15 protein-coding genes are annotated in these 23,741 nt (G+C 61.0%); 9 read left to right on the top strand and 6 right to left on the bottom strand.

The features are described from left to right. Positions 1-255 precede the first annotated feature (255 nt). The 6 genes from NQ559_RS09995 (at position 256) to NQ559_RS10020 (ending at position 9,846) form a co-directional block, all read left to right on the top strand. A complete protein-coding gene (locus tag NQ559_RS09995) occupies positions 256-969 on the top strand; it encodes a GDSL-type esterase/lipase family protein (RefSeq protein WP_018694797.1) in 714 nt (237 codons plus the stop codon). Positions 970-982: 13 nt separating this feature from the next. After that, the gene (locus NQ559_RS10000; RefSeq protein ID WP_018694798.1) at positions 983-2,167 is read left to right on the top strand and encodes a glycoside hydrolase family 76 protein; all 1,185 of its coding nucleotides are present in this window, start codon (positions 983-985) and stop codon (positions 2,165-2,167) included. A gap of 48 nt (positions 2,168-2,215) precedes the next feature. Continuing rightward, positions 2,216-3,382 (top strand): glycoside hydrolase family 76 protein, encoded by a 1,167-nt coding sequence (locus NQ559_RS10005; protein ID WP_154653987.1) that lies wholly within the window; start codon positions 2,216-2,218, stop codon positions 3,380-3,382. Between the two features lie 20 nt (positions 3,383-3,402). Continuing rightward, positions 3,403-6,246 carry a glycosyl hydrolase gene (locus NQ559_RS10010; RefSeq protein WP_018694800.1) on the top strand — a complete coding sequence of 948 codons (2,844 nt, stop codon included), beginning with the start codon at positions 3,403-3,405 and terminating at the stop codon, positions 6,244-6,246. A 38-nt stretch (positions 6,247-6,284) separates the two neighbouring features. Beyond that, positions 6,285-7,814, top strand: coding sequence for a glycoside hydrolase family 125 protein (locus NQ559_RS10015; RefSeq protein WP_018694801.1), 1,530 nt, complete (start codon positions 6,285-6,287; stop codon positions 7,812-7,814). Between the two features lie 91 nt (positions 7,815-7,905). Further along, positions 7,906-9,846, top strand: coding sequence for a glycoside hydrolase family 97 protein (locus NQ559_RS10020; RefSeq protein ID WP_026318181.1), 1,941 nt, complete (start codon positions 7,906-7,908; stop codon positions 9,844-9,846). 141 nt (positions 9,847-9,987) lie between these two features. Here NQ559_RS10020 and NQ559_RS10025 read toward each other — a convergent pair whose 3' ends face one another. From NQ559_RS10025 to NQ559_RS10050, 6 genes are read right to left on the bottom strand one after another with little or no spacing between them, the layout of a single operon-like run. Next, entirely contained in the window at positions 9,988-11,088 is a 1,101-nt protein-coding gene (locus NQ559_RS10025; protein ID WP_018694803.1) for a CofH family radical SAM protein, read from the bottom strand. 2 nt (positions 11,089-11,090) lie between these two features. Then, on the bottom strand, positions 11,091-13,325 hold the full coding sequence (rnr, locus tag NQ559_RS10030) for a ribonuclease R (protein WP_018694804.1): 2,235 nt from the start codon (positions 13,323-13,325) through the stop codon (positions 11,091-11,093). Next, positions 13,322-14,434, bottom strand: a complete 1,113-nt coding sequence (locus NQ559_RS10035; protein WP_018694805.1) for a M20 family metallopeptidase — start codon at positions 14,432-14,434, stop codon at positions 13,322-13,324. Before NQ559_RS10035 ends, rnr begins: the two co-directional genes overlap by 4 nt. Before the next feature lie 9 nt (positions 14,435-14,443). Further along, positions 14,444-15,409 carry a methylenetetrahydrofolate reductase gene (locus NQ559_RS10040; protein ID WP_018694806.1) on the bottom strand — a complete coding sequence of 322 codons (966 nt, stop codon included), beginning with the start codon at positions 15,407-15,409 and terminating at the stop codon, positions 14,444-14,446. A gap of 5 nt (positions 15,410-15,414) precedes the next feature. Beyond that, positions 15,415-19,029: a methionine synthase gene (metH, locus tag NQ559_RS10045; protein WP_018694807.1), complete on the bottom strand. Its 3,615-nt coding sequence runs from the start codon at positions 19,027-19,029 to the stop codon at positions 15,415-15,417. After that, positions 19,030-19,821, bottom strand: a complete 792-nt coding sequence (locus NQ559_RS10050; RefSeq protein WP_018694808.1) for a glutaminyl-peptide cyclotransferase — start codon at positions 19,819-19,821, stop codon at positions 19,030-19,032. A 351-nt stretch (positions 19,822-20,172) separates the two neighbouring features. On the opposite strand from NQ559_RS10050, the gene NQ559_RS10055 reads away from it, so the two are divergent. From NQ559_RS10055 to clpX, 3 genes are all read left to right on the top strand, one after another. Further along, entirely contained in the window at positions 20,173-21,498 is a 1,326-nt protein-coding gene (locus tag NQ559_RS10055; protein ID WP_018694809.1) for a trigger factor, read from the top strand. 258 nt (positions 21,499-21,756) lie between these two features. Next, complete coding sequence (gene clpP / locus NQ559_RS10060; RefSeq protein WP_018694810.1) at positions 21,757-22,425, top strand: ATP-dependent Clp endopeptidase proteolytic subunit ClpP; 669 nt, start codon at positions 21,757-21,759, stop codon at positions 22,423-22,425. Next, positions 22,425-23,702 (top strand): ATP-dependent Clp protease ATP-binding subunit ClpX, encoded by a 1,278-nt coding sequence (gene clpX / locus NQ559_RS10065; protein WP_018694811.1) that lies wholly within the window; start codon positions 22,425-22,427, stop codon positions 23,700-23,702. Before clpP ends, clpX begins: the two co-directional genes overlap by 1 nt. Positions 23,703-23,741: the final 39 nt, after the last annotated feature.

A 23,741-nucleotide genomic window follows, 5' to 3' on the forward strand; every position in this document is an offset into this window, starting at 1 on the left:
GTTGTGCAAATTTATGCAAATTTTTTCGTAAAAACAGACTAACCATTGCCATTTTGGGCATGAAAACAGACATATTTCTTACCTTTGTCTCCGGGAAATCCCCTCTGGAGCCTCTGTCCCGGCGGTGGGAGGTGGCAAAAACCGGAATATTTTGTGTTTGGCACGGATGTGTACTATTTCTTCATGGATACGGACTGCCGATCATTCCGGGTTTCCTAATTTTGTTAGCGGAAAACCTAAAAACCTTATTGCCCTATGAAAAAAATCGTACTCCTGTCACTGGCTGTTTTCGCGGCGCTTTCGCTCTCAGCCCAGCAACCCCGCGACTGGGCGCAGTACGGGCGTTACGAACAGCAGAATGCCGCACTGGCGGGTGAATCCGTCGAAGTGGTCTTCATGGGCAATTCCATCACGGACAACTGGATCGGGGCCGATCCCGATTTCTTCGCCCGCAACGGCTTCGTCGACCGGGGTATCAGCGGCCAGACGACCGCCGAGATGCTCGCGCGTTTCCGCCGCGACGTCATCGACCTGAACCCGAAGGCCGTGGTGATCCTGGCCGGTATCAACGACATTGCGCAGAACAACGGCGCCATCAAACTCGAAAACGTCTTCGGCAACATCGTCTCGATGTGCGAACTGGCCAAATTCAACGGGATCCGCGTGGTGCTCTGCTCGGTGCTGCCCTGCGACCGGTTTTCGTGGCGCCCCGAGATCAAACCTGCGGCAGCCGTCGCGGAGCTCAATACGATGCTCAGACAGTACGCCGCCGAACATAAGATCCCCTATGTGGATTACCATGCGGCGTTCGACAACGGTTCCGGCGGCCTGGATGCCCGTTTCTCCCAGGACGGCTGCCATCCGACCCTGTACGGCTACACGCTCATGGAGCCGATGGTCGTCGAGGGGATCAACAAGGCCCTCCGTACGAAGCAGGCGCGGTATACCACCCCGACACCCAACGAATAACCGATAACAGATAATGAAGAAAACACTCCTCCTCACCGCTGCGGCAGTTGCCGCATGTGCTTTTGCCGCCTGTGACCGGACGTCGCCGAGCCAGGCCCGCAACCTCGACCGTGCCAAGGCAACGCTCGATTCGGTCTATGCTTATTATGGTGTCGCCGACCGCTGCCTGCTGCGCGAAAACTATCCGTTCAATGCCGGTTACAAGGCGGGGTACCTTGCCTCCGAAGACCAGGCGCGTCCGAATCCCTATTCCTACCTGTGGCCCTTCTCGGGAACGCTCTCGGCTGTGAATACGATCCTCGAGGAGGATGCCTCCTATCGCAGCGTGCTCGACAACCGCGTGCTGCCGGGGTTGGCCGAGTACCTCGATACGACGCGTATGCCGGCGGCTTATGCCTCCTATATTAATACGGCTCCGGCCTCGGATCGTTTCTACGACGACAACGTGTGGCTGGGCATCGACTTCTGCGATATCTACGAGGCTACGGGCGACAAGAAATACCTCGCCCAGGCCGAGATGATCTGGAAATTCATCGAGAGCGGCACGGACGATGTGCTGGGCGGCGGCATCTACTGGTGCGAACAGAAGAAATATTCGAAGAACACCTGTTCCAATGCACCGGGCACCGTCTATGCACTGAAACTCTATGCCGCGACGGGCGACAGCCGCTACCTCGAGCAGGGCAAACGGCTCTATGCCTGGACGAAGGAGCACCTGCTCGACACCGGGGACGGGCTCTATTTCGATAACGTGTCGCTCGACGGCAATATCGGCCGTGCGAAGTTCGCCTACAACAGCGGCCAGATGGTACAGGCGGGTGCCCTGCTTTACAAGGCTACGGGCGATGAAAGCTACCTGAAAGATGCGCAGCGCACGGCCGCCGCAAGCTACGATTATTTCTTCGAGGAATTCACGCCCGAGGGCGGTGAGGCATTCCGTATCATCCGCAAGGGCAACGTGTGGTTCTCGGCCGTGATGGTACGCGGGCTCGTCGAACTCTATCGCATCGACGGCAATGCCACCTATGTCGATGCCGTGCAGCGCAGTCTGGACTATGCGTGGGATCATGCGCGCGACGGGCACGGGCTTTTCGAAACCGATTTTACGGGCGCAGACAAACAGGCCGAGAAGTGGTTGCTCACGCAGGGTGCCATGGCCGAGATGTACGGCCGCATGTCCGGCGTCGGACTGAAATAATCCCCTTGCAGCATGGACATGCCCGGGCCTTACGAATAAAAGAAACCAGTGAAGAGATTTCTCGCCATAACGCTCTTGACGTGCTCGTTTGCCGCTTGCGGACGGTGCGGTGCGACCGCGCCCGGCAATCTCGGCCGTGCGAAGGCGACGCTCGATTCCATCTATAAATGGTACGGGGTGGACGGCAGTTTCCTGCTGCGCGAAAATCACCCTTTCGATGCGGACTACAAGGCCGGGTATTTGGCAGAAGGGCAGGCCGCCCCGAACCCCTATTCTTACCTGTGGCCTTTTTCGGGAACCCTGTCGGCTGCGACCGCGATCCTCGGGGCCGATCCCTCGTACCGCAGTGTGATCGACGGCCGCATACTGCCCGGGCTGGCGCGGTATCTCGATACGACGCGTATGCCCGTGGCTTACGCCGCTTATGTCGATGCGGGATCCGACCGTTTTTACGATGACAACCTGTGGCTGGGCATCGACCTTTGCGATATTTACGAGGCCACCGGCGAGAGGAAGTACCTTGCCGAAGCGGAGCGGATATGGGAGTTCATCGGGAGCGGCATGGACGACGTGCTGGGTGGCGGCATCTACTGGTGCGAGCAGCATAAGGATTCGAAAAATACCTGTTCGAATGCCCCGGCCGCGGTTTATGCGCTCAAACTCTATGCCGCTACGGGCGAAAGGCACTACCTGGAACAGGGCAAAGCCCTCTATGCCTGGACGAAACGGTACTTGTCCGATCCCGGGGACGGCCTATACTATGACAACATGGCGCTCGACGGTACGCTCGTTAAGACCAAGTATTCTTGTAACAGCGGGCAGATGGTGCAGGCCGGTGCCCTGCTCCATAAGGCTACGGGGGACGAAAGCTACTTGAAAGACGCGCAACGAACCGCAGCGGCAAGCTACGGGTGCTTTTTTACCGGGTTCACGCCCGAAGACGGTACCCCGTTCCGGATTTTAGGCAAGGGTGACGTGTGGTTCTCCGCCGTGATGACACGCGGCTTCATCGAACTTTACCGGATTGACGGCAATGCCGAGTACCTCGAGGCCGTGCAGCGCAGCCTCGACCATGCGTGGGTGCATGCACGCGACGGGAAAGGGTTGTTCGGGGCGGATCTCACGGGCCGCGTGAAAGATTCCCGGAAATGGTTGCTGACGCAGGCCGGGATGGCCGAAATGTATGCCCGTATGGCAAACCTGAACTTGAAATAAACCGAAAAACCTATAACCTGATGAAACGAAAGATCCTCTTCACACTATTGGCCGCGGTGTTCGCCGCGGGGATCGCCTTTGCGGAAAAGTTGCCCGTGGCAAAGGCTGTCCGCCCTGAAAAAGAGTTGTATAAAACATTCGCTAATCCCGACGGGCGCCATCGTCCCTATGTGCGCTGGTGGTGGAACGGCGCCCGTGTGAACGAGCAGGAGATCCTGCGCGAGCTGGACGTGATGCGTGATGCCGGAATCGGCGGTGTGGAGATCAACACCATCCAGTTCCCCGACCAGACCACCGATACGGTGGGGTGTGCTGCGCTGACATGGCTGAGCGACGAGTGGATCCGCATGGTCAACGTGGCTGCCGACGGCTGCCGTGAGCGCGGTATGGTCTGCGACATCATCGTCGGCTCGGGCTGGCCCTTCGGCGCAGAATACCTTGCGCCCGAGGAGCAGGTGCAGATGCTCTATCCCGTTACGGTCGATGTCAAGGGCGGGCGGTTTACCATCGGCCGCGACGAGGTGCTGGGCATGGCCAACGCCCATGTGGCCAATCCCCGCAGCAACCCGACCAAGGAGCTTATGTTCATCCGCCTGATGCCCAAGCATGTCGCCCATTTCACCGAGGGCGTTTCGTACGACGAACAGGCCGGCAATGATACCATCACGGTCGATGTCCCCGAGGGCGAACATGTTCTCTACTTTTTCGTGAAGCTGAACGGCTATTCGCGTGTTATCCTGGGGGCTCCGGGCGCCAGCGGGCCCGTGGTGAACCACCTCGACGGCAAGGCCGTGGAGCGTTACCTCGATAAATTTTCCGATGCGATGCATTTCACCCGCGGCAAACTCAAGGGGGAAATCCGCGCGGCGTTCTGCGACAGTTTCGAGCTGGAAGGCAACAACTGGACGCCCGGCATGTTCGCCGAGTTCGAGAAGCGTATGGGTTACTCGCTCTATCCGTTCCTGCCCTATGTGTTCCAGCGTACCGGAGCCATGGGCGAACCCGTCCGTGAGGCTTACGGCTGCAGTTTCTCGCCCGAAGTGACGCGCGACGTGATCGAGCGTGTCCGCCACGATTTCTGGCACGTGCAGATGCAGCTCTTCAAGGAGAACTTCATCGACGTATACAATGCGTGGTGCCATCGCAACGGGCTCAAGTCGCGCATCCAGGCCTACGGCCACCAGCTCCATCCCATCGAAACGTCGATGTATCTCGACATCCCCGAATGCGAATCGTGGATACACGACGGTATCGGCCGGGTGATGGAGCCCAACCAGTACCTTTCGGGACGCGGTTACAGCATGGTCAACAAGTTCGTCGCTTCGGGGGCGTTCCTGGCCAACCGCAACATCGTGAGCTGTGAAGAGCAGACCAACGTGGGCAATATCTTCCAGACCACGCTCGAGGAGGTCAAGGTGACGGGCGACCGCAGCAACCTTTCGGGCGTGAACCACTCGGTGCTCCACGGCTTCAATTACAGCCCCCGCCAGAAGGATTTCTTCGGCTGGATACAGTTCGGTACTTATTTCAACGAGAACAATACGTGGTGGCCTTATGTGCGTCCGTGGATGGATTACAAGGCGCGTGTCTCCGCCCTGTTGCAGAACAGCGTCTATCAGGCCGACATCGCCATCCTGCCGCCGCTCGAAGACCTCTGGTCGATCCACGGCATGCAGCGCGACCCCTATCCCGGCGTCACCTATCCCGCCTATGCCAACGACCTCTGGGAGGCCGTCCAGCAGAGCGGCAACGGCTGCGACTATGTCAGCGAGAAGGTCATCTGTCAGTCGTCTGTCTCCGGCGGCCAGCTCCGCTTCGGTTCGCGCAGCTACAAGACCCTGTTGCTGATGGAGGTCGAGAGCCTCGAACCCCGGACCGCTGCGCGCATCGCTGACTTCGTGGCGGCGGGCGGACGTGTGATCGCCATCGGGAAGGTGCCCCACAAGGGGCTCGGATTCCGCGATGCCGCGGCGAAGGATGCCCGTGTGAAGGCGATCATCGACCGTGTCGTGACGACCTGGCCCGACCGTTTTGTCCGTGTCGATGCCCCGCAGGGGGATATGCTCGGCTGGTACCGCACCTTGCAAGCGGAATACGGCCTGACCCCTTATGCGAAAATCTCCGCCCCCGACCGTTTTATGATGATGAACTATTACAAGTCGGGCGACAAGGATATCTATTTCGTCGTCAACTCTTCGATCGAACGTTCCATGCAGACCCGGCTCGAATTCCCCGCCGAGGTGGCGGTCAAGCAGGCCTGGGTCTGGGATGCCGAGACGGGCGGGCGGCATATGCTCGACATGCGGAACGGTACGCTGGAGTTGTGCCTGACGCCTGCCGAGGCGAAATTCATCGTCTTCGAGAAAGACCGCGGTGGCCAAATGCTGCCCGCACCTGCACCCCGCAGCGCGAACCCCATTGCCCTCAACGGCATCTGGGATGTCAGGGCCACGCACCATGTGGATAAGAGTACCCGGGAATTCTCCCTGACCGACCTCGTGGATCTGCACAGCCTGCCGTTCCCCTGGTTGCAGAGCTTCGCCGGCACCATCGAATACACCCGCACGGTCGATGTCGAAGATCCGGCGGCCTACCATACGCTCGATGCCGGCCTTACGCATAACGGCATCACCGAACTTTTCGTCAACGGCGAGCCCGCGGGCATACGCTGGTACGGTGCACGTACGTTCGACGTAGCGGGCAAACTCCGTAAGGGCGCGAACGTCCTGACGATCCGTGTCACCACGGTGCTGACCAACTATGCCAAGGCCCGTGCCGCCGACACTCCGACGGCCGCCCGCTGGGAATGGGCGCAGCGGCTCAATAAGGAACTCGGCCTGCGCGGCCCCGTAACCCTGTACTGATAACTTAAAACCCTAATAAAGTAATTCTGTAAACGACTATGAAAAACAAAAACATCTCCCGGGCTTGCCTTGCTGCGGCCCTCGTCATGGCCGGTACGGTTTCGGCACACGCCTCGGCGCTCCGCAGCAGTGCTCCGGAAACCGAAGCCGCGGTTATGATTATGGACAATACGCGTATGGCCAGGCCCAAAGCGAAGATCGTAAAAGAATATGCCCCGACCAACCGTCCGGCCGAGTCCGAGCGTCTGTTCCGCTCCGAGGCCGTCGAGGCCGAGATCGCGCGCATCAAGGGCGTGCTCTCCAATGCCAAGCTGGCCTGGATGTTCGAGAACTGTTTTCCCAACACGCTCGACACGACGGTGCGCTACCGCAAGGACGACAACGGCAAGGACGACACGGTGGTTTATACCGGAGACATCCATGCCATGTGGCTCCGTGACTCGGGTGCGCAGGTGTGGCCCTACCTCCAGCTGGCCAACAAGGACGAGCACCTGCGCAGTATGCTGGCCGGCGTGATCCGCCGCCAGTTCAAGTGCATCGAGCTCGATCCCTATGCCAATGCGTTCCTCGACCCCTACGACCCGAACCCCGACCATCAGTGGATGAGCGACCAGACCCAGATGCGCCCCGAACTGCACGAACGCAAGTGGGAGATCGACTCGTTGTGCTATCCGTTGCGCCTGGCCTATGAATACTGGCTGGTGACGGGCGACGATTCGGTGTTCGACGAACATTGGATGGCGGCCGTCAGGAACATTCTCAAGACGTTCCGTGAACAGCAGCGCAAGGAGGGTGTCGGCCCCTATACGTTCATGCGTGTGACCGACCGCCAGCTCGATACGGTCTGCAACATGGGCAAGGGCAATCCGGTGAATCCCGTCGGGCTGATCGCTTCGGTATTCCGTCCCTCGGACGATGCGACGACGTTCCTCTTTCTCGTGCCTTCGAATTTCTTTGCCGTGACTTCGCTGCGCAAGGCTGCCGAAATCCTGACCAAAGTCAACGGACAGGCCGCCTTGGCTGCCGAGTGCACCGAACTGGCTGCCGAGGTGGAGACGGCGCTCAAGAAATACGCCACCTACAACCATCCCGAATACGGGACGATCTACGCCTTCGAGGTCGACGGTTACGGCAACCGTTTCCTGATGGACGACGCCAACGTGCCGAGCCTGCTGGCGATGCCTTACCTGGGCGATATGGACGTGAACGATCCGATCTACCAGAATACCCGCCGCTTCGTGTGGAGCGAGGCGAACCCCTACTTCTTCCGCGGTTCGGCGGGCGAAGGCATTGGCGGCCCGCATATCGGTTACGACATGGCCTGGCCGATGAGCATCATGATGAAGGCCTTTACCTCGCAGGACGATGCCGAGATCAAGCGCTGCGTAGAGATGCTGATGACCACCGATGCCGGGACGGGCTTCATGCACGAGTCGTTCAATGTGAACGACCCGACGGATTTCACCCGCTCGTGGTTCGCTTGGCAGAACACGCTGTTCGGTGAGTTGATTCTCAAGCTGGTGAACGAGGGTAAGGTCGACCTGCTGAACTCGATTACGGTAAAATAACAGGTTCGTTTTTTTCAGGAGGGCCGCGGGAATATCGCGGCTCTCCTGTCGTTTTTTTGCTATCTTTGTATCCGACCTAAATTATTATATTATGAAGAAACGACTTCTGGCATTGTTCTGCGCATTGGCTGTGGGCGGTGCCGTTACGGCCAAGACCGTCGGTGCGACGTCGCCCGGCGGAAACCTCCGCATGGAAATCGAGGTGGCAGACAAGATCAGTTATACCGTCTGGAGCGGTGCGGACAAAGTCCTCGATGCCTGTACGTTGTCGCTGACCCTGGCAGACCGTACGCTGGGCGAGGCTCCCCGTCTGCGCAGCGTGAAACGCTCCTCGGCCGACGAGATGCTCGAACGCCGCAACCCGACCAAGGATGCCATCGTCCGGAACTGCTATAATGCCGTGCAACTCAGGTTCGCCGGCGACTACGCGGTGGAGTTCCGCCTTTTCGACGACGGTGTGGCCTACCGCTTCGTCACCTCGCTGCCCGGCGAGGTCGAGGTGCTCGGCGAAGAGTGCCGGCTGGGACTGCCCGCCGGAAGCGAGGCGTGGCTCTCCGAGGTGAACGGTTTCCGTTCGATGTACGAGGAGCCCTACACCCGTGTGGCGATGTCCGGGTATGCCCCTTCGGACAAGATGAGCTACCTGCCCGTGCTGGTCGGGATGCCGGGGGGCAAGAAGCTCCTGCTGGCTGAGTCCGATGTACGGGACTACCCCTGCATGTTCGTCAGGAGCGACGGACGGGGCGGTTTCGAATCGCTTTTCCCGCGCGTGCCGAAGGAGTACGGCCCCGATGGCGACCGCAGCCTGAAGGTGCTCTCCGAAGAACCCTATATTGCCAGGACGCAGGGGACGCGCACTTTCCCGTGGCGCCTTGCCGTCGTGGCCGAGGAGGATGCCGACCTGATCGAAAACGAACTGGTGTGGCTGCTGGCCGCTCCCGCTGCCGATACCGACTGGGAGTGGGTGAAGCCCGGACTGGTGAGCTGGGATTGGTGGAACGGCATGCGCCTGTCGGGGGTCGATTTCCGTGCCGGGCGCAATACGGAGTCCTATCGGTACTACATCGACTTCGCAGCCAAATACGGCGTTCCCTATATTATCATGGACGAAGGCTGGTCGGCATCGACGACCGACGTATTCCGTCCCAATCCCGACCTCGACCTGCCCGGCCTGATCGCCTACGGCAAGGAGCGCAACGTGCAGATCGTGCTGTGGCTGACATGGCTCGCCGTCGAGAAGGACATGGAACGCCTTTTCACGACGCTCGAAGAGTGGGGCATCCCGGGCGTGAAGATCGACTTCATGGATCGTAGCGACCAGTGGATGGTCAACTATTACGAGCGTGTGACCAAGTGTGCGGCCGATCATCATATCTTCGTCGACTGGCACGGCTCCTATACACCCAAGGGCCTTTTCCGCACCTATCCGAACCTGCTGACCTACGAGGCGGTGCTTGGCATGGAGCAAGGCGGCCGCTGCAAACCCGACAACAGCAATTACCTGCCTTTCATCCGCAATGCCGTCGGCCCCATGGACTTCACCCCGGGCGGGATGTTCTGCTCTCAGCCCGAGGATAACCGTTCGACGGGTTCGAACCCGATGGCCTCGGGGACGCGCGCTTACCAACTGGCACTTTACGTCGTCTTCGAAAGCCCGTTACAGATGATGGCCGACAACCCGGTCTATTATTACCGCGAACATCCCTGCACGGAGTTCATCGCCTCGGTGCCTACGACCTGGGACGAGCTGCGCGTGCTGCGTGCACGGTGCGGCGAACAGGTCGTCATGGCGCGCCGCAAGGGCGACCGGTGGTTCATCGGGGGCATTACCAACAACCGGCCCTATTCCACCGAGGTCGCGCTCGATTTCCTGCCTGCCGGGCGCAGTTATACGATGACCTCGTTCGAGGACGGTGTGAATGCCGACCTGCAGGCCATGGATTACAAGAAACGTGAGCGGAAAGTCGATGCTTCGACCGTCGTGAAGATCGACATGGTTCGCAATGGCGGCTGGGCGGCCGTAATCGAATAGGCGTGCCCGGGCCGGAGTCCATCCGCGATCGGTAGGCGGACAGTGCCCGGATTTGCCGTAAAAAAACGAAAGGAAATGCGTTATTCGCACTTCCTTTCGTTTTTTCGTTCCTGTGTTTTTCCTGGCGAGCCCGGGAGGGTTTCAGGCCTGCGGGGCATATTCCCGCATCCGGTACAGCTGGTCGCGCAGGCGAGGGGTGAAACCCGCCTCGCGGATGGCTTTGCGGATGCCCTCGGCGTCGAAACGGTTGTGCGCTCCGGCCGAGGAGACGACGTTTTCCTCGATCATGATCGACCCCATGTCGTTGGCGCCGCTGTGCAGGGCGGCTTGTGCCGTGGCCTTGCCCACGGTGAGCCACGAGGCCTGGATGTTGCGGATATTGCACAATACAAGGCGGCTCACGGCGATGATGCGCAGGTATTCCAACGGAGAGAACCGTGTCGTTACCCCCTGGCGTTCCAATTCGGTGCCCGTCGACCGGAAGATCCACGGGATGAATGCGATGAACCCGTACTTTCCTTCGGGGCAGCGGGCCTGCAGGTCGCGGATACGCAGCAGGTGGTCTACACGCTGGTGCGGGGTCTCGACATGGCCGTACATCATCGTTGCCGAGGTCGGAAGGCCGAGGCAGTGCGCCTCGTGCATCACGTCGAGCCACTTTTCGACCGACGGCTTGGCGGGCGATATGGCCCTGCGTACGACGGGGTCGAGGATCTCGGCGCCGGCGCCCGGAAGCGAGTCGAGCCCGGCTGCCATCAGGCGGCGCAGGGTCTCCAGGGTCGTCAGGCCGCTGATGCGGGCGATGTGCGCCACCTCGGGCGCACCCAGCGCATGCAGCCGCAGCGTGGGGTAGAGCGCTTTCAGGTCGGAGAAAAGCCGCTCGTAGAAGTCAATGCGCAGTTGCGGATGCAGGCCGCCCTGCAACAGCAGCTGGTCGCCGCCCAGCTCCAGCGTACGGTCGATCTTCTCGCGGTATTCGGCCAGCGTGGTGACGAATGCCCGGTCTGTCTGGTGGGGCTTGCAGTGGAAATTGCAGAACCGGCAACCCGAGATGCAGACGTTGGTGATGTTGACATTGCGGTCGATCTGCCAGGTCACCACCTCCGGGTCGGGAACCACGGCGCGGCGCACCTCGTCGGCCACGAGCGCCAGCTCCTGCAACGGAGCCTGGTCATAGAGCCGGTAGGCCTCCTCGCGTGAGAGCGGCTCCCTTCGCCGGCATTTGTCGTAGATGCGTTGCACGGCTATCGGTTTTTACGGCGGGTGCTGCGGCGTACCTTCGGGCCGTCCTCGCGGGGTGCGGGGGCCATGGGACGACCGTTGTCTATCAGCAGCTCGAAATCGAGCTGGCGCTTCTGCAGGTCGGCACGTTTCACGCGGATGCGTACGGCGTCGCCCAGCGTCATGCGGCGGCCTGTCGAGCGGCCGACGATCTCGTAATTGGCTTCGTCGAACTGGAAGAAATCACCTTCGATGTCGCGCAGGAACGACATGCCCTCGATGTGGGTTTCGTCCAGCTCGACATAGATGCCCCATTCGGTGAGCCCCGAAATGTGGCCGTCGAACTCTTCGCCGATGCGCTCCTTCATGAATTCGACCATCTTGTATTTGATCGAGGCGCGTTCGGCCTCGGAGGCGATCACTTCGCGTTCCGAAGCGCGGGCGCACAGATCTTCGAGCGTCGTCTTGTCTGCCGCCTTCTCGCCTGCGAGGTAATGCGCCAGCAGGCGGTGCACCATCATGTCGGGATAGCGGCGGATGGGCGACGTGAAATGCGTATAGTAGGGGAATGCAAGGCCGTAGTGGCCGATGTTGTCGGTCGTGTAAAAGGCTTTTGCCATCGAACGCACGGCCATCGTCGACACGGCGTTCTCCTCAGTCGAACCTTTGATTTGGGCGAAGAGCTTGTTCAGCTCCTTGGCCACGGCACGCCCGCTCGTGGCCTTGAAGATGTGCCCGAAGCGCAGGATGAACTGCCGGAAACGGTCGAGCTTCTCTTCGCTCGGCTTGTCGTGCACGCGGTAGACCATCGTGCGTTCCACGGTGCGCCCCTTGTCGGTCTTGCGCTTGCCGCAGAACTCGGCGACACGGCGGTTTGCCAGCAGCATGAACTCCTCGATCATCTGGTTCGATTCTTTCTGCTCCTTGAAATAGACGCCGATGGGCTTCCCAGCCTCGTCGAGTTGGAATTTCACCTCCTCGCGGTCGAAGCTGATGGCTCCGTTCTTGAAACGCTCCCTGCGCAACGCCTGTGCCAGTCGGTTGAGGGTCAGAACCTCTTCGGCGAAATCACCCCGGCCCGTTTCGATGATCTCCTGCGCCTCGGCATAGGTGAACCGGCGGTCGGAGTAGATCACCGTCCGTCCGAACCATTCGTCGAGTATCTCCAGCCCTTCGTTGATCGTGAATACCGCCGAGAAACAGAGGCTCGCCTCGTGCGGGCGCAGCGAGCAGAGCTCGTTCGACAACCGCTCGGGCAGCATCGGGACGGTGCGGTCTACCAGGTAGACCGACGTGCCGCGTTCGACGGCCTCGTCGTCGATCACCGAATGCGGGCGCACGTAGTGCGTCACGTCGGCGATATGCACGCCGATTTCCCATACGCCCTCCCCGACCTTGCGTACCGAAAGCGCGTCGTCGAAGTCCTTGGCGTCGGCCGGGTCGACCGTGAAGGTCGTCACATTGCGGAAATCGCGGCGCCGGGCGATCTCCTTGGCCGTAATCCGGCCGTCGATACCCTCCGCCGCCTGTTCGATCTCGGGCTCGAAGCGGTAGGGCAGTTCGTATTCGGCCAGGATGGCGTGCATCTCGGTGTCGTTGTTGCCCGCCATGCCCAGCCGCTCGATCAGCTCGCCCACGGGGCTCTTGCTCCCCTCGGCCCAGTCGGCTATGCGCACGACGACCTTTTCGCCGTCCTTCACGTCGGGGTACAGCCGTTTGGAGAGGTAGATGTCCATCGGCATACGGCGCGAATCCGCCCGTACGAATATCTGGTGCGCCCCTACTTCGGCGATGCCGACATAGGGTTTGCGGCTGCGTTCAACGATGCGTGTGATCTCGCCCTCCATCTTCCCGTCGCGGCCGCGGTGCATGACGACCACCTCCACGCGGTCGCCGTTCAGGGCGTTGGCCGTGTTGCGCTGGTTGACGAAGATATCTTTCTCCTCACCCTCGACGCGCACGTAGATCGACCCCGTGGCCGTCATGTCCGCCACGCCTTCGAAGTGGGGCAGGTGCTTGTGCGTGAGGCGGTATTTCTCGCGTGCGCACTCCTCGACGATGCCTTCGTCGTGCAGCCGTCCCAGGATCTCGAATGTTTCGCGGCGCCCCTCTTTCGTGGCGCCTCCCGAGGCCGAAGCCAGGTGCTTGAGTGAGAATTTATTGTTGGGGAACTCCCGGAAAAGGCTCAGGATGATTGCCGCCCTGTCGGTGTTCTTCGCACCCTTTTCCGGGCGCTTTTTTTGTGTTTGCTTTTTCATTTCTTCAGAATTTGCAGGGCAAGGCGCTTCATGAAGCCGATGCCCACGTTGATAGCCCCTTCATCGGGGTTGAATGTCGCCGTGTGAGGACGTCCTGCCGCGGCGCCTACGCCCAGCCGGTAGAACAGCGACGGATATTTGGTGCAGTAAAAGCCGAAATCCTCGGCCGTGGTGCGCAGCGGCAGCATTTCGACCTGCAGTTTCTCCTCGCGGGCCAGTGCCGCGGCCTGTTTCACGAGGTGTTCGTCGTTGACCACGCAGGGGTAGCCGTGGCTGATGTCGACGACGATCCGCACCCCCAGGCGCTTGTCGATCTCGGCGGCGATGTTGCGGATGCGCTGGTGGATGATTTCGCGCTCACGCTCGTCGAACGTGCGCAGCGTCCCCTCCAGGTAGACCTCGTCGGGGACGATGTTCGTGGCGCCTCCGGCCTCTACGCGGCCGATCGAGAGCACGCACTCCTCGTGGTTGAGCGCGATGAGCCGCGTCACGAACTCCGCGGCGGCCGCCACGGGATCTTTCAGCTGCGGGCGCATGGCGCCGTGCCCGCCCGTGCCGTGTACCGAGAAGCGCAGTTCGTCGCTGGAGGCCATGTATTTCCCGGCGCGGAATCCCAGCGTCCCGACCTCCAGCTGCGGCTCGACGTGTTCGCCCACCACGGCACGTACCTCGTACCCTTCGAACGGGTTTTCGGCCAGTACCAGCGACGCCCCGCCCGGGTTGCACTCTTCGCCCGGCTGGAACAGTCCGAAGAGCGTGCCGCGGAAGTCGGGTTCGGCGCCGAGCTGCTGCAATACCCCGAAGAGTACAGCCGCGTGCATGTCATGGCCGCAGGCGTGCATGACGCCGGGGTTGCACGACCGCCAGCCGATGTCGTTCTGTTCGGTGATCGGCAGGGCGTCGATGTCGGCGCGCAGCACTATGGCGCGGCGTTTGGGATCGGCTTTCCCGTGCCCTTCGATTCTGGCCAGTACGCCCGTCCGGGCGATGGGACGGTGTTCGATGCCCAGCTCCGTGAGCCGATCGGCGATGAAGGCTGCCGTGGCGTGTTCCTTGAACGACAGTTCGGGGTGTGCATGCAGGTGGCGGCGGAATTCTGTGGGATTCATTTGTGTCGTTTAAAATATCGCTTTTGCAATCTTTATGATGTTGTCGGCCTTGCCCATCGGGTAGTAGTGCAGGACGGGGACGCCCGCCTCGACCAGCTCCCGGCTCTGGGCGACGGCCCACTCGGTGCCGACTTCGCGGACGGCTTTCGGGTCGTCCTTGTGGCGCAGCACCTCGCGCTCGAGTTCCTCGGGGATATGGCAGCCGAAGGTCCGGGGCAGCAGCGTCAGGTGGCGCACCGTCGATAACGGCTTGATGCCCGGGATGATCGGGACGGTGATGCCGGCCTCGCGGCACCGGCGTACGTAATCGAAGAACCGCGCGTTGTCGTAGAAGAGCTGCGTGACGACGTATTCCGCCCCGGCATCGACCTTCGCCTTGAGGCAGGCGATGTCGGCCTCGGGCGAGGCGGCTTCCTCGTGCATCTCCGGGTAACCCGCCACGCCGATCGAGAATTTCGAGTGGTGGCACTCCTCGACCTCGCCGTCGACGAACTGGCCGCGGTTCATGGCCGCGATCTGCCGCACGAGGTCAACGGCATGCGTATGTCCCTGCGGGTGGGGCATGAAGAACTTTTCGTTCTGCGACTTGTCGCCGCGCAGCGCCAGTACGTTGTGCAGGCCGAGGAAATCGAGGTCGATCAGCGCATCCTCGATGTCGTATTTCGACTGCCCGCCGCAGATCAGGTGCGGTACGACTTCGACGCCGTATTTCTTCTGGATGGCGGCCGAGATGCCCACCGTGCCGGGGCGGCGGCGTACGACGTGCCATTCGACGCTGCCATCGGGACGCACCGCCTGCTTGATGCCTTCGCGGTGGAACGTCACGTTGATGTAGGCCGGGTCGAATCCGATCAGCCGGTCGATGCTCTCGAAGACGCCGCCCATGCCGTCGCCCTTGAGCGGCGGCAGCAGTTCGAAGGCAAAGCGCGTGCGGCGTTGCTCGACGGCCTTATTGATGATGTCTACGACATTCATGGGGTTCAGATATTATGCGGTATGAGTTTTTTTACCAGTTCGACATCCAGCCCGCGGCGCCGGGCGTAGTCGAGCAGTTGTTTGGTGTCGACCGTGCCGACCGAGAAGTAGTCCGCGTCGGCCAGCAGCAGTCCGCAGAGTGCCTCCCCGGGATCGACCATGTAATTTTCCGTGAGTTTCATGCCCGTGGTCAGTTCGGCCGCCAGCAGGTCGAAAACCTCGCGCTTGAGCGAATGGTCGGGCGATGCGGGGTAACCGAACGCCATCCTGCGTCCGCGGTATTCGCCGCGGATGACCTGCCGGGGTGTGGGCGCTTCGCCGGTTTCGTAGCCCCACATCTGCCGCCGCACGAACGAGTGCACGGCTTCGGCGAACGCCTCGGTCAGTCGGTCGGCCAGCAGCTTGGCCATGATGGCGTTGTAGTCGTCGCCCCCGGCGCGGAATTTTTCGCACAGCTCCTTCAGCCCGATGCCCGCCGTCACGGCGAAGCAGCCGATCCAATCGCCTTCCGGGGCGATGAAATCCGCCAGCGAGAGGTTGTCCTGCCCGCGGGTCTGGTTGCGGAGCATCGCCAGGCGGTGTTCGCGGCCCTTGGGGTCTGTGATCCAGATGTCGTCGCCCTCGGAACGCGCCGGGAAGATGCCTACGGCGGCTTGCAGCGTGAGTAACCGCTCGTCGCGGATGCGTGCCAGCAGCGCTTGCGCGTCGGCGAATACCTTGCGGGCCTCCTCCCCCTTTTCGGGGTGGTCGAGGATCTCGGGGTAACGCCCCTTCAACCCCCATGCCGGGAAAAAGAAGTTCCAGTCGATGTAGGGCTCGGCATCGGCCACGTCGAAATCGGGGAAGACCATCCGTCCTGGGTGTGCCGGTACGACGGGACGGTGCGGTGTGGCGCCCTTGAGGGCTTTGCGCACCTCGACGATCGGGATCAGGTTGCGTGTGCGCTCGGCGCTCTCGTATTCGCTCCGCATGGCCTGCTGTCCGGCGCGGACTTTGTCGGCGTAAAGTGCCCCGTCGGGGCCGAGCAATTGTGCCAGTATCTGGCTGTTGCGGCTGGCGTTGGGCGAATGGACAACCACGCCCGCGTAGACCGGGGCGATCTTCACCGCCGTGTGCAGGTCGGAGGTCGTCGCCCCGCCGATAATGACCGGGATGCGCAGGGCGCGGCGTTCCAGCTCCTCGCAGACATGCGCCATCTCGTCGAGCGACGGGGTGATCAGCCCGCTCAGGCAGATGCAGTCGGCGCCCCACGCCACCGCCTCGTCGACTATTCGCTGCGACTCGACCATCACGCCCAGATCCTTTATTTCGTATCCGTTGCAGGCCATCACGACCGCCACGATATTCTTTCCGATGTCGTGCACGTCGCCTTTCACGGTGGCGATCAGCACCTTGCCCGCTCGGTTCGGCACCCCGGCCGCCCCCTGCTCGATGTAGGGCGTAAGCGCCGCCACGGCGCGCTTCATCACGCGGGCGGTTTTCACTACCTGCGGCAGGAACATCTTGCCTTCGCCGAAGAGTGTGCCGACATGTTCCATGGCGGGCATCAGCAGCGTGTCGATCACGGCCATCGGGCTGCCCAGGGCTTCGTAACCCTCCAGCGCATCCTGCTCGATGAAATCCGCCACGCCTTTGAGCATTGCGTGGCCGATGCGCTCGCTGAGCGTCCCCGCGCGCCATGCGTCGGGAGCCTGGGGCTGCGTCTGGGCGACCGTGCGCACCTGCTGGGCATATTCGGTGAGCCGCTCTGCGGCGTCCGGGCGGCGGCAGAGGATCACGTCCTCGACCCGTTCGAGCAGTTCGGGCTCTATTTCGCTGTAAACCCGCACCATCTGCGGGTTGACGATGCCCATGTCCATCCCGGCGCGGATGGCGTGGTAGAGGAACGCCGAGTGCATCGCCTCGCGCACGGCGTTGTTGCCGCGGAAGGCGAACGAGAGGTTCGACACGCCGCCCGAGACCTTGGCATGGGGCAGGTTCCGCTTGATCCAGCGCGTGGCGTCGATAAAGGCTTTGGCATAGCTGTCGTGCTCGGGGATTCCCGTCGCCACGGCCAGCACGTTGGGGTCGAAGATGATGTCCTCGGCAGGGAATCCCGCATCGGTGAGCAGCTTGTAGGCGCGTCCGGCCACCTCGGTCTTACGTTCGTAGGTGTCGGCTTGTCCCCGCTCGTCGAAAAGCATCACCACGGCGGCCGCACCGTAGCGGTGTATCTCCTGCGCGCGGCGCAGGAATTCGGCTTCGCCCTCCTTGAGCGATATGGAGTTCACGACGGCCTTGCCCTGCGTGACCTGCAACCCGGCCACGAGCACCTCCCATTTCGACGAGTCGATCATCGTCGGTACGCGGGCTATCTCGGGTTCCGACGCCATCAGGTTGAGGAACGTGCGCATGGCCTCCGCACCGTCGATCAGCCCGTCGTCCATGCAGACGTCGACGATCTGTGCCCCGGCGTCGACCTGGGCGCGGGCGACGGAGAGCGCCTCTTCGTAGTTGCCCTCGCGGATCAGCCGCGCGAACTTGGCCGAGCCTGCGACGTTGGTGCGTTCGCCGACGTTCACGAAATTGGCTTCGGGGACGATGCGCAGCGGTTCGAGGCCGCTCAGCGTCGTGACATGTTTGGGTGCCGGCACGGGGCGCGGGGCGTAGTTCCCTGCGATCTTCGCCAGCTCGAAGATATGTGCCGGCGTGGTGCCGCAGCATCCGCCGACGATGTTTACCAGCCCGCGGCGCATGTATTCGCCGACGTCGCGGGCGAACATCTCGGGTGTTTCGTCGTAGCCGCCCATGACATTGGGAAGCCCGGCGTTGGGGTGTGCCGAGATGCGGAATTCGGCCACTGCGGTCAGCCGTTCGAGGTAGGGCATCAGTTGCCGGGCGCCGTAGGCGCAGTTGAAGCCGACGGAGAGGAGCCGCGCATGCGATACCGAGGCGTAGAAAGCCTCGACGGTCTGTCCCGAGAGGGTGCGGCCGCTGGCGTCGGCCAGCGTGCCCGAGATCATGACGGGGATTGCGCGTCCGAGCTGGGCGGCCAGTGTGTCGATGGCGTAGAGGGCGGCCTTGGCGTTGAGCGTGTCGAAAACGGTTTCGACCAGCAGGACATCCGCGCCGCCGTCCACGAGGCCGCGCGCCTGGTCGGTGTAGGCTTCGGCCAGCTGCGTGAAGGTCACCTCGCGGGCTGCGGGGTTCCCGACGTCGGCCGACATCGAGGCCGTGCGGTTGGTCGGGCCTATCGATCCCGCCACGAAGCGGGGCTTCTGCGGGTTGCGGGCCGTGAATTCGTCGGCTGCGCTGCGTGCCACCCCGGCCGCCGCACGCGAAATCTCATAGGCGTATGCCTCCAGCCCGTAGTCGGCCAGCGACACGGCGTTGGCGTTGAAAGAGTCGGTCTCGATGATGTCGGCGCCCGCCTGCAGGTATTTTACGTGTATTTCGCGCACCGCCCCGGGGCGTGTCACCGCCAGCAGGTCGTTGCATCCTTTGAGCAGTACGTTCCAGTCGCGGAACCGTTCGCCGCGGTAATCCTTCTCCGTGAATCCGTACTGCTGCACCATGGTGCCGAAGCCGCCGTCGAGCAGCAGGATGCGGGATTCGAGCGCCTCGTATAACTTGTTTGCCATTTACTTTCCGATGATTTCTATTTCGAAGAGTTTGCTCCAGTTCTTGCCCGTCACGAAGATGCGCTTCCCGGCGGCATCGTATGCGATGCCGTTCAGTACGTCGGTCGTGGGCGTAACCTCCTCGTCGGGCAACAGTCCCGTGAGGTCTACGACCCCTTCGACCACGCCCGTCGCCGGGTCGATAATGACGATCTGGTCGGTCGTGTAGACGTTGGCCCACAACTTGCCGTCGATCCACTCCAGTTCGTTGAGGAAATTGATCGCCATGCCTTTGAGCGTCACCGTCGTGCGTTTCTCGCGTTTGAACGTCGCAGGGTCGAGCGTGTAGATATTGGCCGTGCCGTCCGACATGTAGAGCTTCTGCCCGTCGGTGGTCAGTCCCCAGCCTTCGCCGGGATAGCGGAACTCCTTGATTTTCTTGCCTGTTTTCAGGTCGTAGACATAGGCTTTGTTCGATTGCCACGTGAGCTGGTACAACTTGCCGTCGAGCAGCGTGATCCCTTCGCCGAAATCCTCCTGCGGCAGCCGTGCGAACACCTCCGTGCGCCCGGTTTCGAGGTCGAGGGTCTGCACGACCGATTCGCCGTGCTCTCCGGTGCCTTCCCACAGCAGGCCGTCGGCGAATTGCAGCCCCTGCGTGTAACTGGTCGTCGGGTGGGGGTGTACACTCCGTACGGCATATGTGTATTCTTTCGGCGTGACAGGAGCCTCGGGGCGTTTGGCACGGGCCTGGTTCCCGCCGCATGCTACCAGCAGCAGGCCGGATAACAGAACGCTTGCGAACTTTTCCATTTTCTCGTTTTACTTGGAGGCAAAGATACGAAAAACCCGGCATATGACGAATTTTTTATCGTTCATTGCACAATCGGTGCGGCGGCGGACGTCCGGGACAGCTCCGCAGCGCCTGTCCGTCCGGCAGGCAGTATTCCGGCCGGGTCTGCCGCCTGCCTGTCCGTCCATCCGCCGCTTGGCCCTTTGTCGGCTTGTCGCCTGCCAACCTTCCGCCTGCCCGCTGTTCCCCGCCGAACGGGCTGGTATACATATAATTTGGAAAAATTGTTGCTTTCTCGGTGAAAATCGCTATCTTTGCAACCCGATTTCGGAACGGAAAATAGGATAACAACAATATAGCAACCATTCATTATGAAGATCGTAAGAGAACAACGCGAAGAAAACAACTCGCTGCTCCGGGTGACGGTGGGCGAGGAGGATTACGGCCAGGCCGTCGAGAAGGAGCTGCGCGAGTACAAGCGCAAGGCCAACATCCCCGGCTTCCGTCCCGGCATGGTGCCCATGGGCCTTGTCAAGAAGATGTACGGCAAAGGCGTGCTGGCCGAGCAGTCGTACCGTACGGCGTCGAACGCCGTGTTCGAATATCTCCAGAAGGAGAAGATCGACTATCTGGGCGACGTGATCCCTTCGGAGGAGCAGGGCGATTTCGATTTCGAAAACGGCAAGGAGTTCGATTTCGTGTTCGAGATCGGCGAAGCTCCCGAGATCAAACTCGATCTTTCGGACAAGGATAAGGTGACCTACCACAAGATCAAGGTCGACAAGAAGATGCACGACGACTACCGTGCCAACTACCTGCGCCGTTTCGGCCGCCTGGTCGACGCCGACGAGGTGACCTCGGACGAGGCGCTGTCCGTAACGCTCGACAACGGCGAGATGAACGTTGCCGACGCTTATGTCGGGTTGATCTCGATGTCGGAGGAGGAGCGCAAGCCGTTCATCGGCAAGAAGGTGGGCTTCAAGACCACGGTCAACGTCAACGAACTTTACAAGAATCCGTCGCAGCGTGCTGCCGTGCTGCAGGTCAAGGAGGACGAGCTGGAGGGCATCAACCCCGAATTTTCGCTGGAGATCACCAAGATCCGCAAGTTCGCCGAACCGGAGCTGAACGAGGAGTTCTTCAAGATGGCATTCCCCGCAGGCGAGGTTACCGACCAGGCCGGGCTGGATAAGTTCATCGACGCGCAGATCGGGCAGGAGCTCCGCCGCGAAAGCGATTACCTCTTCACGCTCCAGCTGCGTGACTACCTCGTGAAGAAGGCCGCGCTGAAGATGCCCGAGAAATTCCTCAAGCGCTGGCTCTTTACCATCAACGAAGGCAAGTTCTCGATGGAGGATATCGACAAGGATTTCGACCAGTTCCTCAAGATGTTCACGTGGAACTACCTCCAGAAGCATTTCATCAAGCAGGACAACCTCTCCGTAACAAAGGAGGAGGCGCTCGCCGAGGCCAAGTCGCTGGCCGCCGCGCAGTTCGCTCAGTACGGGATGCCGTCGGCGCCCGAGGATATGCTCGCCGGCTATGCCGAGAAGATCCTCGCCGACAAGGATCAGGGCCAGAAGATTTACGAGAAGCTCTACGAAGCGAAGGTCGTCGAAGATGTGAAATCGAAGATCAAGGTGACGGAAAAAGCCGTATCTGCGGAGGATTTCGCTAAATTGGCCCAGGCACTTTAGTATTTGCGGAAAAAATCTTATCTTTGGACTTTGCAGGCGTGATGTTTGCAAAGTCCTTTTGTTTGTTTCAGCGCCTTTTCCGGTGGCGGCCGAAAGAACCGGATATATGGAAATTCTCCCTGTGCAAAGGGAGGTTCAGCGGGATTTTAATTATGGAATGCGGTGCACGGAGGCGCCGTAATATGAGTCCGACGAGTTCCATGAGCGAAAATCCCGACATGCTTTGTAAAACCTGAATTCGCCGGGCTCGCTTTTGATATGTCAGAATTTGAAAAATACGCACGGAACCATTGCGGCATCAGTTCGCTGAAACTGCATGACTTCCAGTCGGTAAGCGCATCGTATGTGTCGCCGACGATCATCGAGGAGCGCCAGTTGAACATCGCTACGATGGACGTCTTCTCGCGCCTGATGATGGATCGCATCATCTTCCTCGGCGCGCCGATCTACGACGACGCGGCCAATATCATCCAGGCACAGCTGCTCTTCCTCGAATCTGTCGATCCCGAAAAGGACATACAGATATATATTAATTCGCCCGGCGGGTCGGTTTCGGCCGGATTGGGTATTTACGACACCATGCAGCTCGTCAATTCCGACGTGGCGACCATCTGCACCGGGCTGGCGGCCTCGATGGGCGCCGTGCTCCTGACCGCCGGCGCCAAGGGCAAACGCTCGGCGCTGCCCCATTCGCGGGTGATGATCCACCAGCCGCTGGGCGGGGCGCAGGGACAGGCGTCGGACATCGAGATCACGGCGCGTGAGATCATGAAGACCAAGCGCGAGCTGTACGAGATACTCGCGGCGCATTCGGGCGTTTCGGTCAGGAAGATCGAGAAGGACGCCGACCGCGATTACTGGCTTTCGGCCCGCGAGGCGAAGGAGTACGGGCTGATCGACGAGGTTCTTTCAAAACGTGGGAAGTGATGGCGCAGAATAAGAACAACAATAACCATCGGGGCGGAACGGGCGGCGACAGCTGCTCGTTCTGCGGTGCCAAGCGCGGGGATGTGGAGATCATGTTCCAGGGCATGGACGGTGCCAATATCTGCAACAAATGTATCGAGAACGGCTATAAGATCATCGTCGAGAACGACGTGGCCTCGGAGCAGCGGCGTGCCGCCGCGGCGCCCCTCAAGATGGAGGAGCTGCTCAAGCCGGCGCAGATCAAGGAATTCCTCGACCAGTATGTCATCGGACAGGACGACGCAAAGCGCTATATGGCGGTGGCGGTCTACAACCACTACAAACGGCTGCTTTACGCCCCCAAGGACGACGACATCGAGCTCGACAAGTCGAACATCATCCTCGTGGGGCCCACCGGTACAGGCAAGACGCTCATGGCACGCACGATCGCCAGGTTGCTCAAGGTGCCCTTCACGATCGTCGATGCCACCGTGCTGACCGAGGCGGGCTATGTGGGCGAGGATGTCGAGAGCATCCTTTCGCGGCTGCTGCAGGTCGCCGACTACAACGTGGCGCAGGCCGAGCGGGGCATCGTTTTCATCGACGAGATCGACAAGATCGCGCGCAAGGGCGACAACCCCTCGATTACGCGCGACGTCTCGGGCGAAGGCGTGCAGCAGGCGCTGCTGAAGATACTCGAAGGGACGGTTGTGAACGTACCGCCCCAGGGCGGGCGCAAACACCCCGAGCAGAAGTTCATCCAGGTCGACACGCGCAATATCCTCTTCATCTGCGGGGGTGCGTTCGACGGCGTGGAGAAGAAGATTGCCCAGCGTCTGAACACCCGCGCCATGGGATACGGGCGCCTGAATGCCGACCGGATCGACCGCGGCAACCTGATGCAGTACATCACGCCGCAGGATCTCAAGTCCTTCGGGCTGATTCCCGAACTGGTGGGCCGTCTCCCGGTGCTGACCTACATGCAGCCGCTTTCGCGCGAGGCGCTGCGCTCGATCCTCACCGAGCCGAAGAATGCCATCGTCAAACAGTACAAGCGCCTGTTCGAGCTGGACGGCGTGAAGCTCTCGTTCGACGAGGCGGTGCTGGACTACATCGTCGACAAGGCCGTCGAATTCAAGCTCGGAGCCCGCGGCCTGCGCTCGATCTGCGAGGCGATCATGATGGATACGATGTTCGACATTCCCTCGACGGATGCGCGGAAATTTACCGTTACTTTGCCTTATGCAAAGAAAAAGATAGAAAAGGCAAATATTTTGGAGCTAAAACAGGTTGGATAATATCTTTTTTATTACTTTTGCAGCGAGAACCCTAAGACA

The sequence above is a fragment of the Alistipes onderdonkii genome (genome assembly GCF_025145285.1).
GTDB classification, from domain to species: domain Bacteria; phylum Bacteroidota; class Bacteroidia; order Bacteroidales; family Rikenellaceae; genus Alistipes; species Alistipes onderdonkii.

Coding starts and splice junctions, on each gene's coding strand:
- NQ559_RS09995 (WP_018694797.1), top strand. CDS start 256: ATGAAAAAAATCGTACTCCTGTCACTGGCTGTTTTCGCGGCGCTTTCG.
- NQ559_RS10000 (WP_018694798.1), top strand. CDS start 983: ATGAAGAAAACACTCCTCCTCACCGCTGCGGCAGTTGCCGCATGTGCT.
- NQ559_RS10010 (WP_018694800.1), top strand. CDS start 3,403: ATGAAACGAAAGATCCTCTTCACACTATTGGCCGCGGTGTTCGCCGCG.
- NQ559_RS10015 (WP_018694801.1), top strand. CDS start 6,285: ATGAAAAACAAAAACATCTCCCGGGCTTGCCTTGCTGCGGCCCTCGTC.
- NQ559_RS10020 (WP_026318181.1), top strand. CDS start 7,906: ATGAAGAAACGACTTCTGGCATTGTTCTGCGCATTGGCTGTGGGCGGT.
- rnr (WP_018694804.1), bottom strand. CDS start 13,325: ATGAAAAAGCAAACACAAAAAAAGCGCCCGGAAAAGGGTGCGAAGAAC.
- NQ559_RS10035 (WP_018694805.1), bottom strand. CDS start 14,434: ATGAATCCCACAGAATTCCGCCGCCACCTGCATGCACACCCCGAACTG.
- NQ559_RS10040 (WP_018694806.1), bottom strand. CDS start 15,409: ATGAATGTCGTAGACATCATCAATAAGGCCGTCGAGCAACGCCGCACG.
- metH (WP_018694807.1), bottom strand. CDS start 19,029: ATGGCAAACAAGTTATACGAGGCGCTCGAATCCCGCATCCTGCTGCTC.
- NQ559_RS10050 (WP_018694808.1), bottom strand. CDS start 19,821: ATGGAAAAGTTCGCAAGCGTTCTGTTATCCGGCCTGCTGCTGGTAGCA.
- NQ559_RS10055 (WP_018694809.1), top strand. CDS start 20,173: ATGAAGATCGTAAGAGAACAACGCGAAGAAAACAACTCGCTGCTCCGG.
- clpP (WP_018694810.1), top strand. CDS start 21,757: ATGTCAGAATTTGAAAAATACGCACGGAACCATTGCGGCATCAGTTCG.
- clpX (WP_018694811.1), top strand. CDS start 22,425: ATGGCGCAGAATAAGAACAACAATAACCATCGGGGCGGAACGGGCGGC.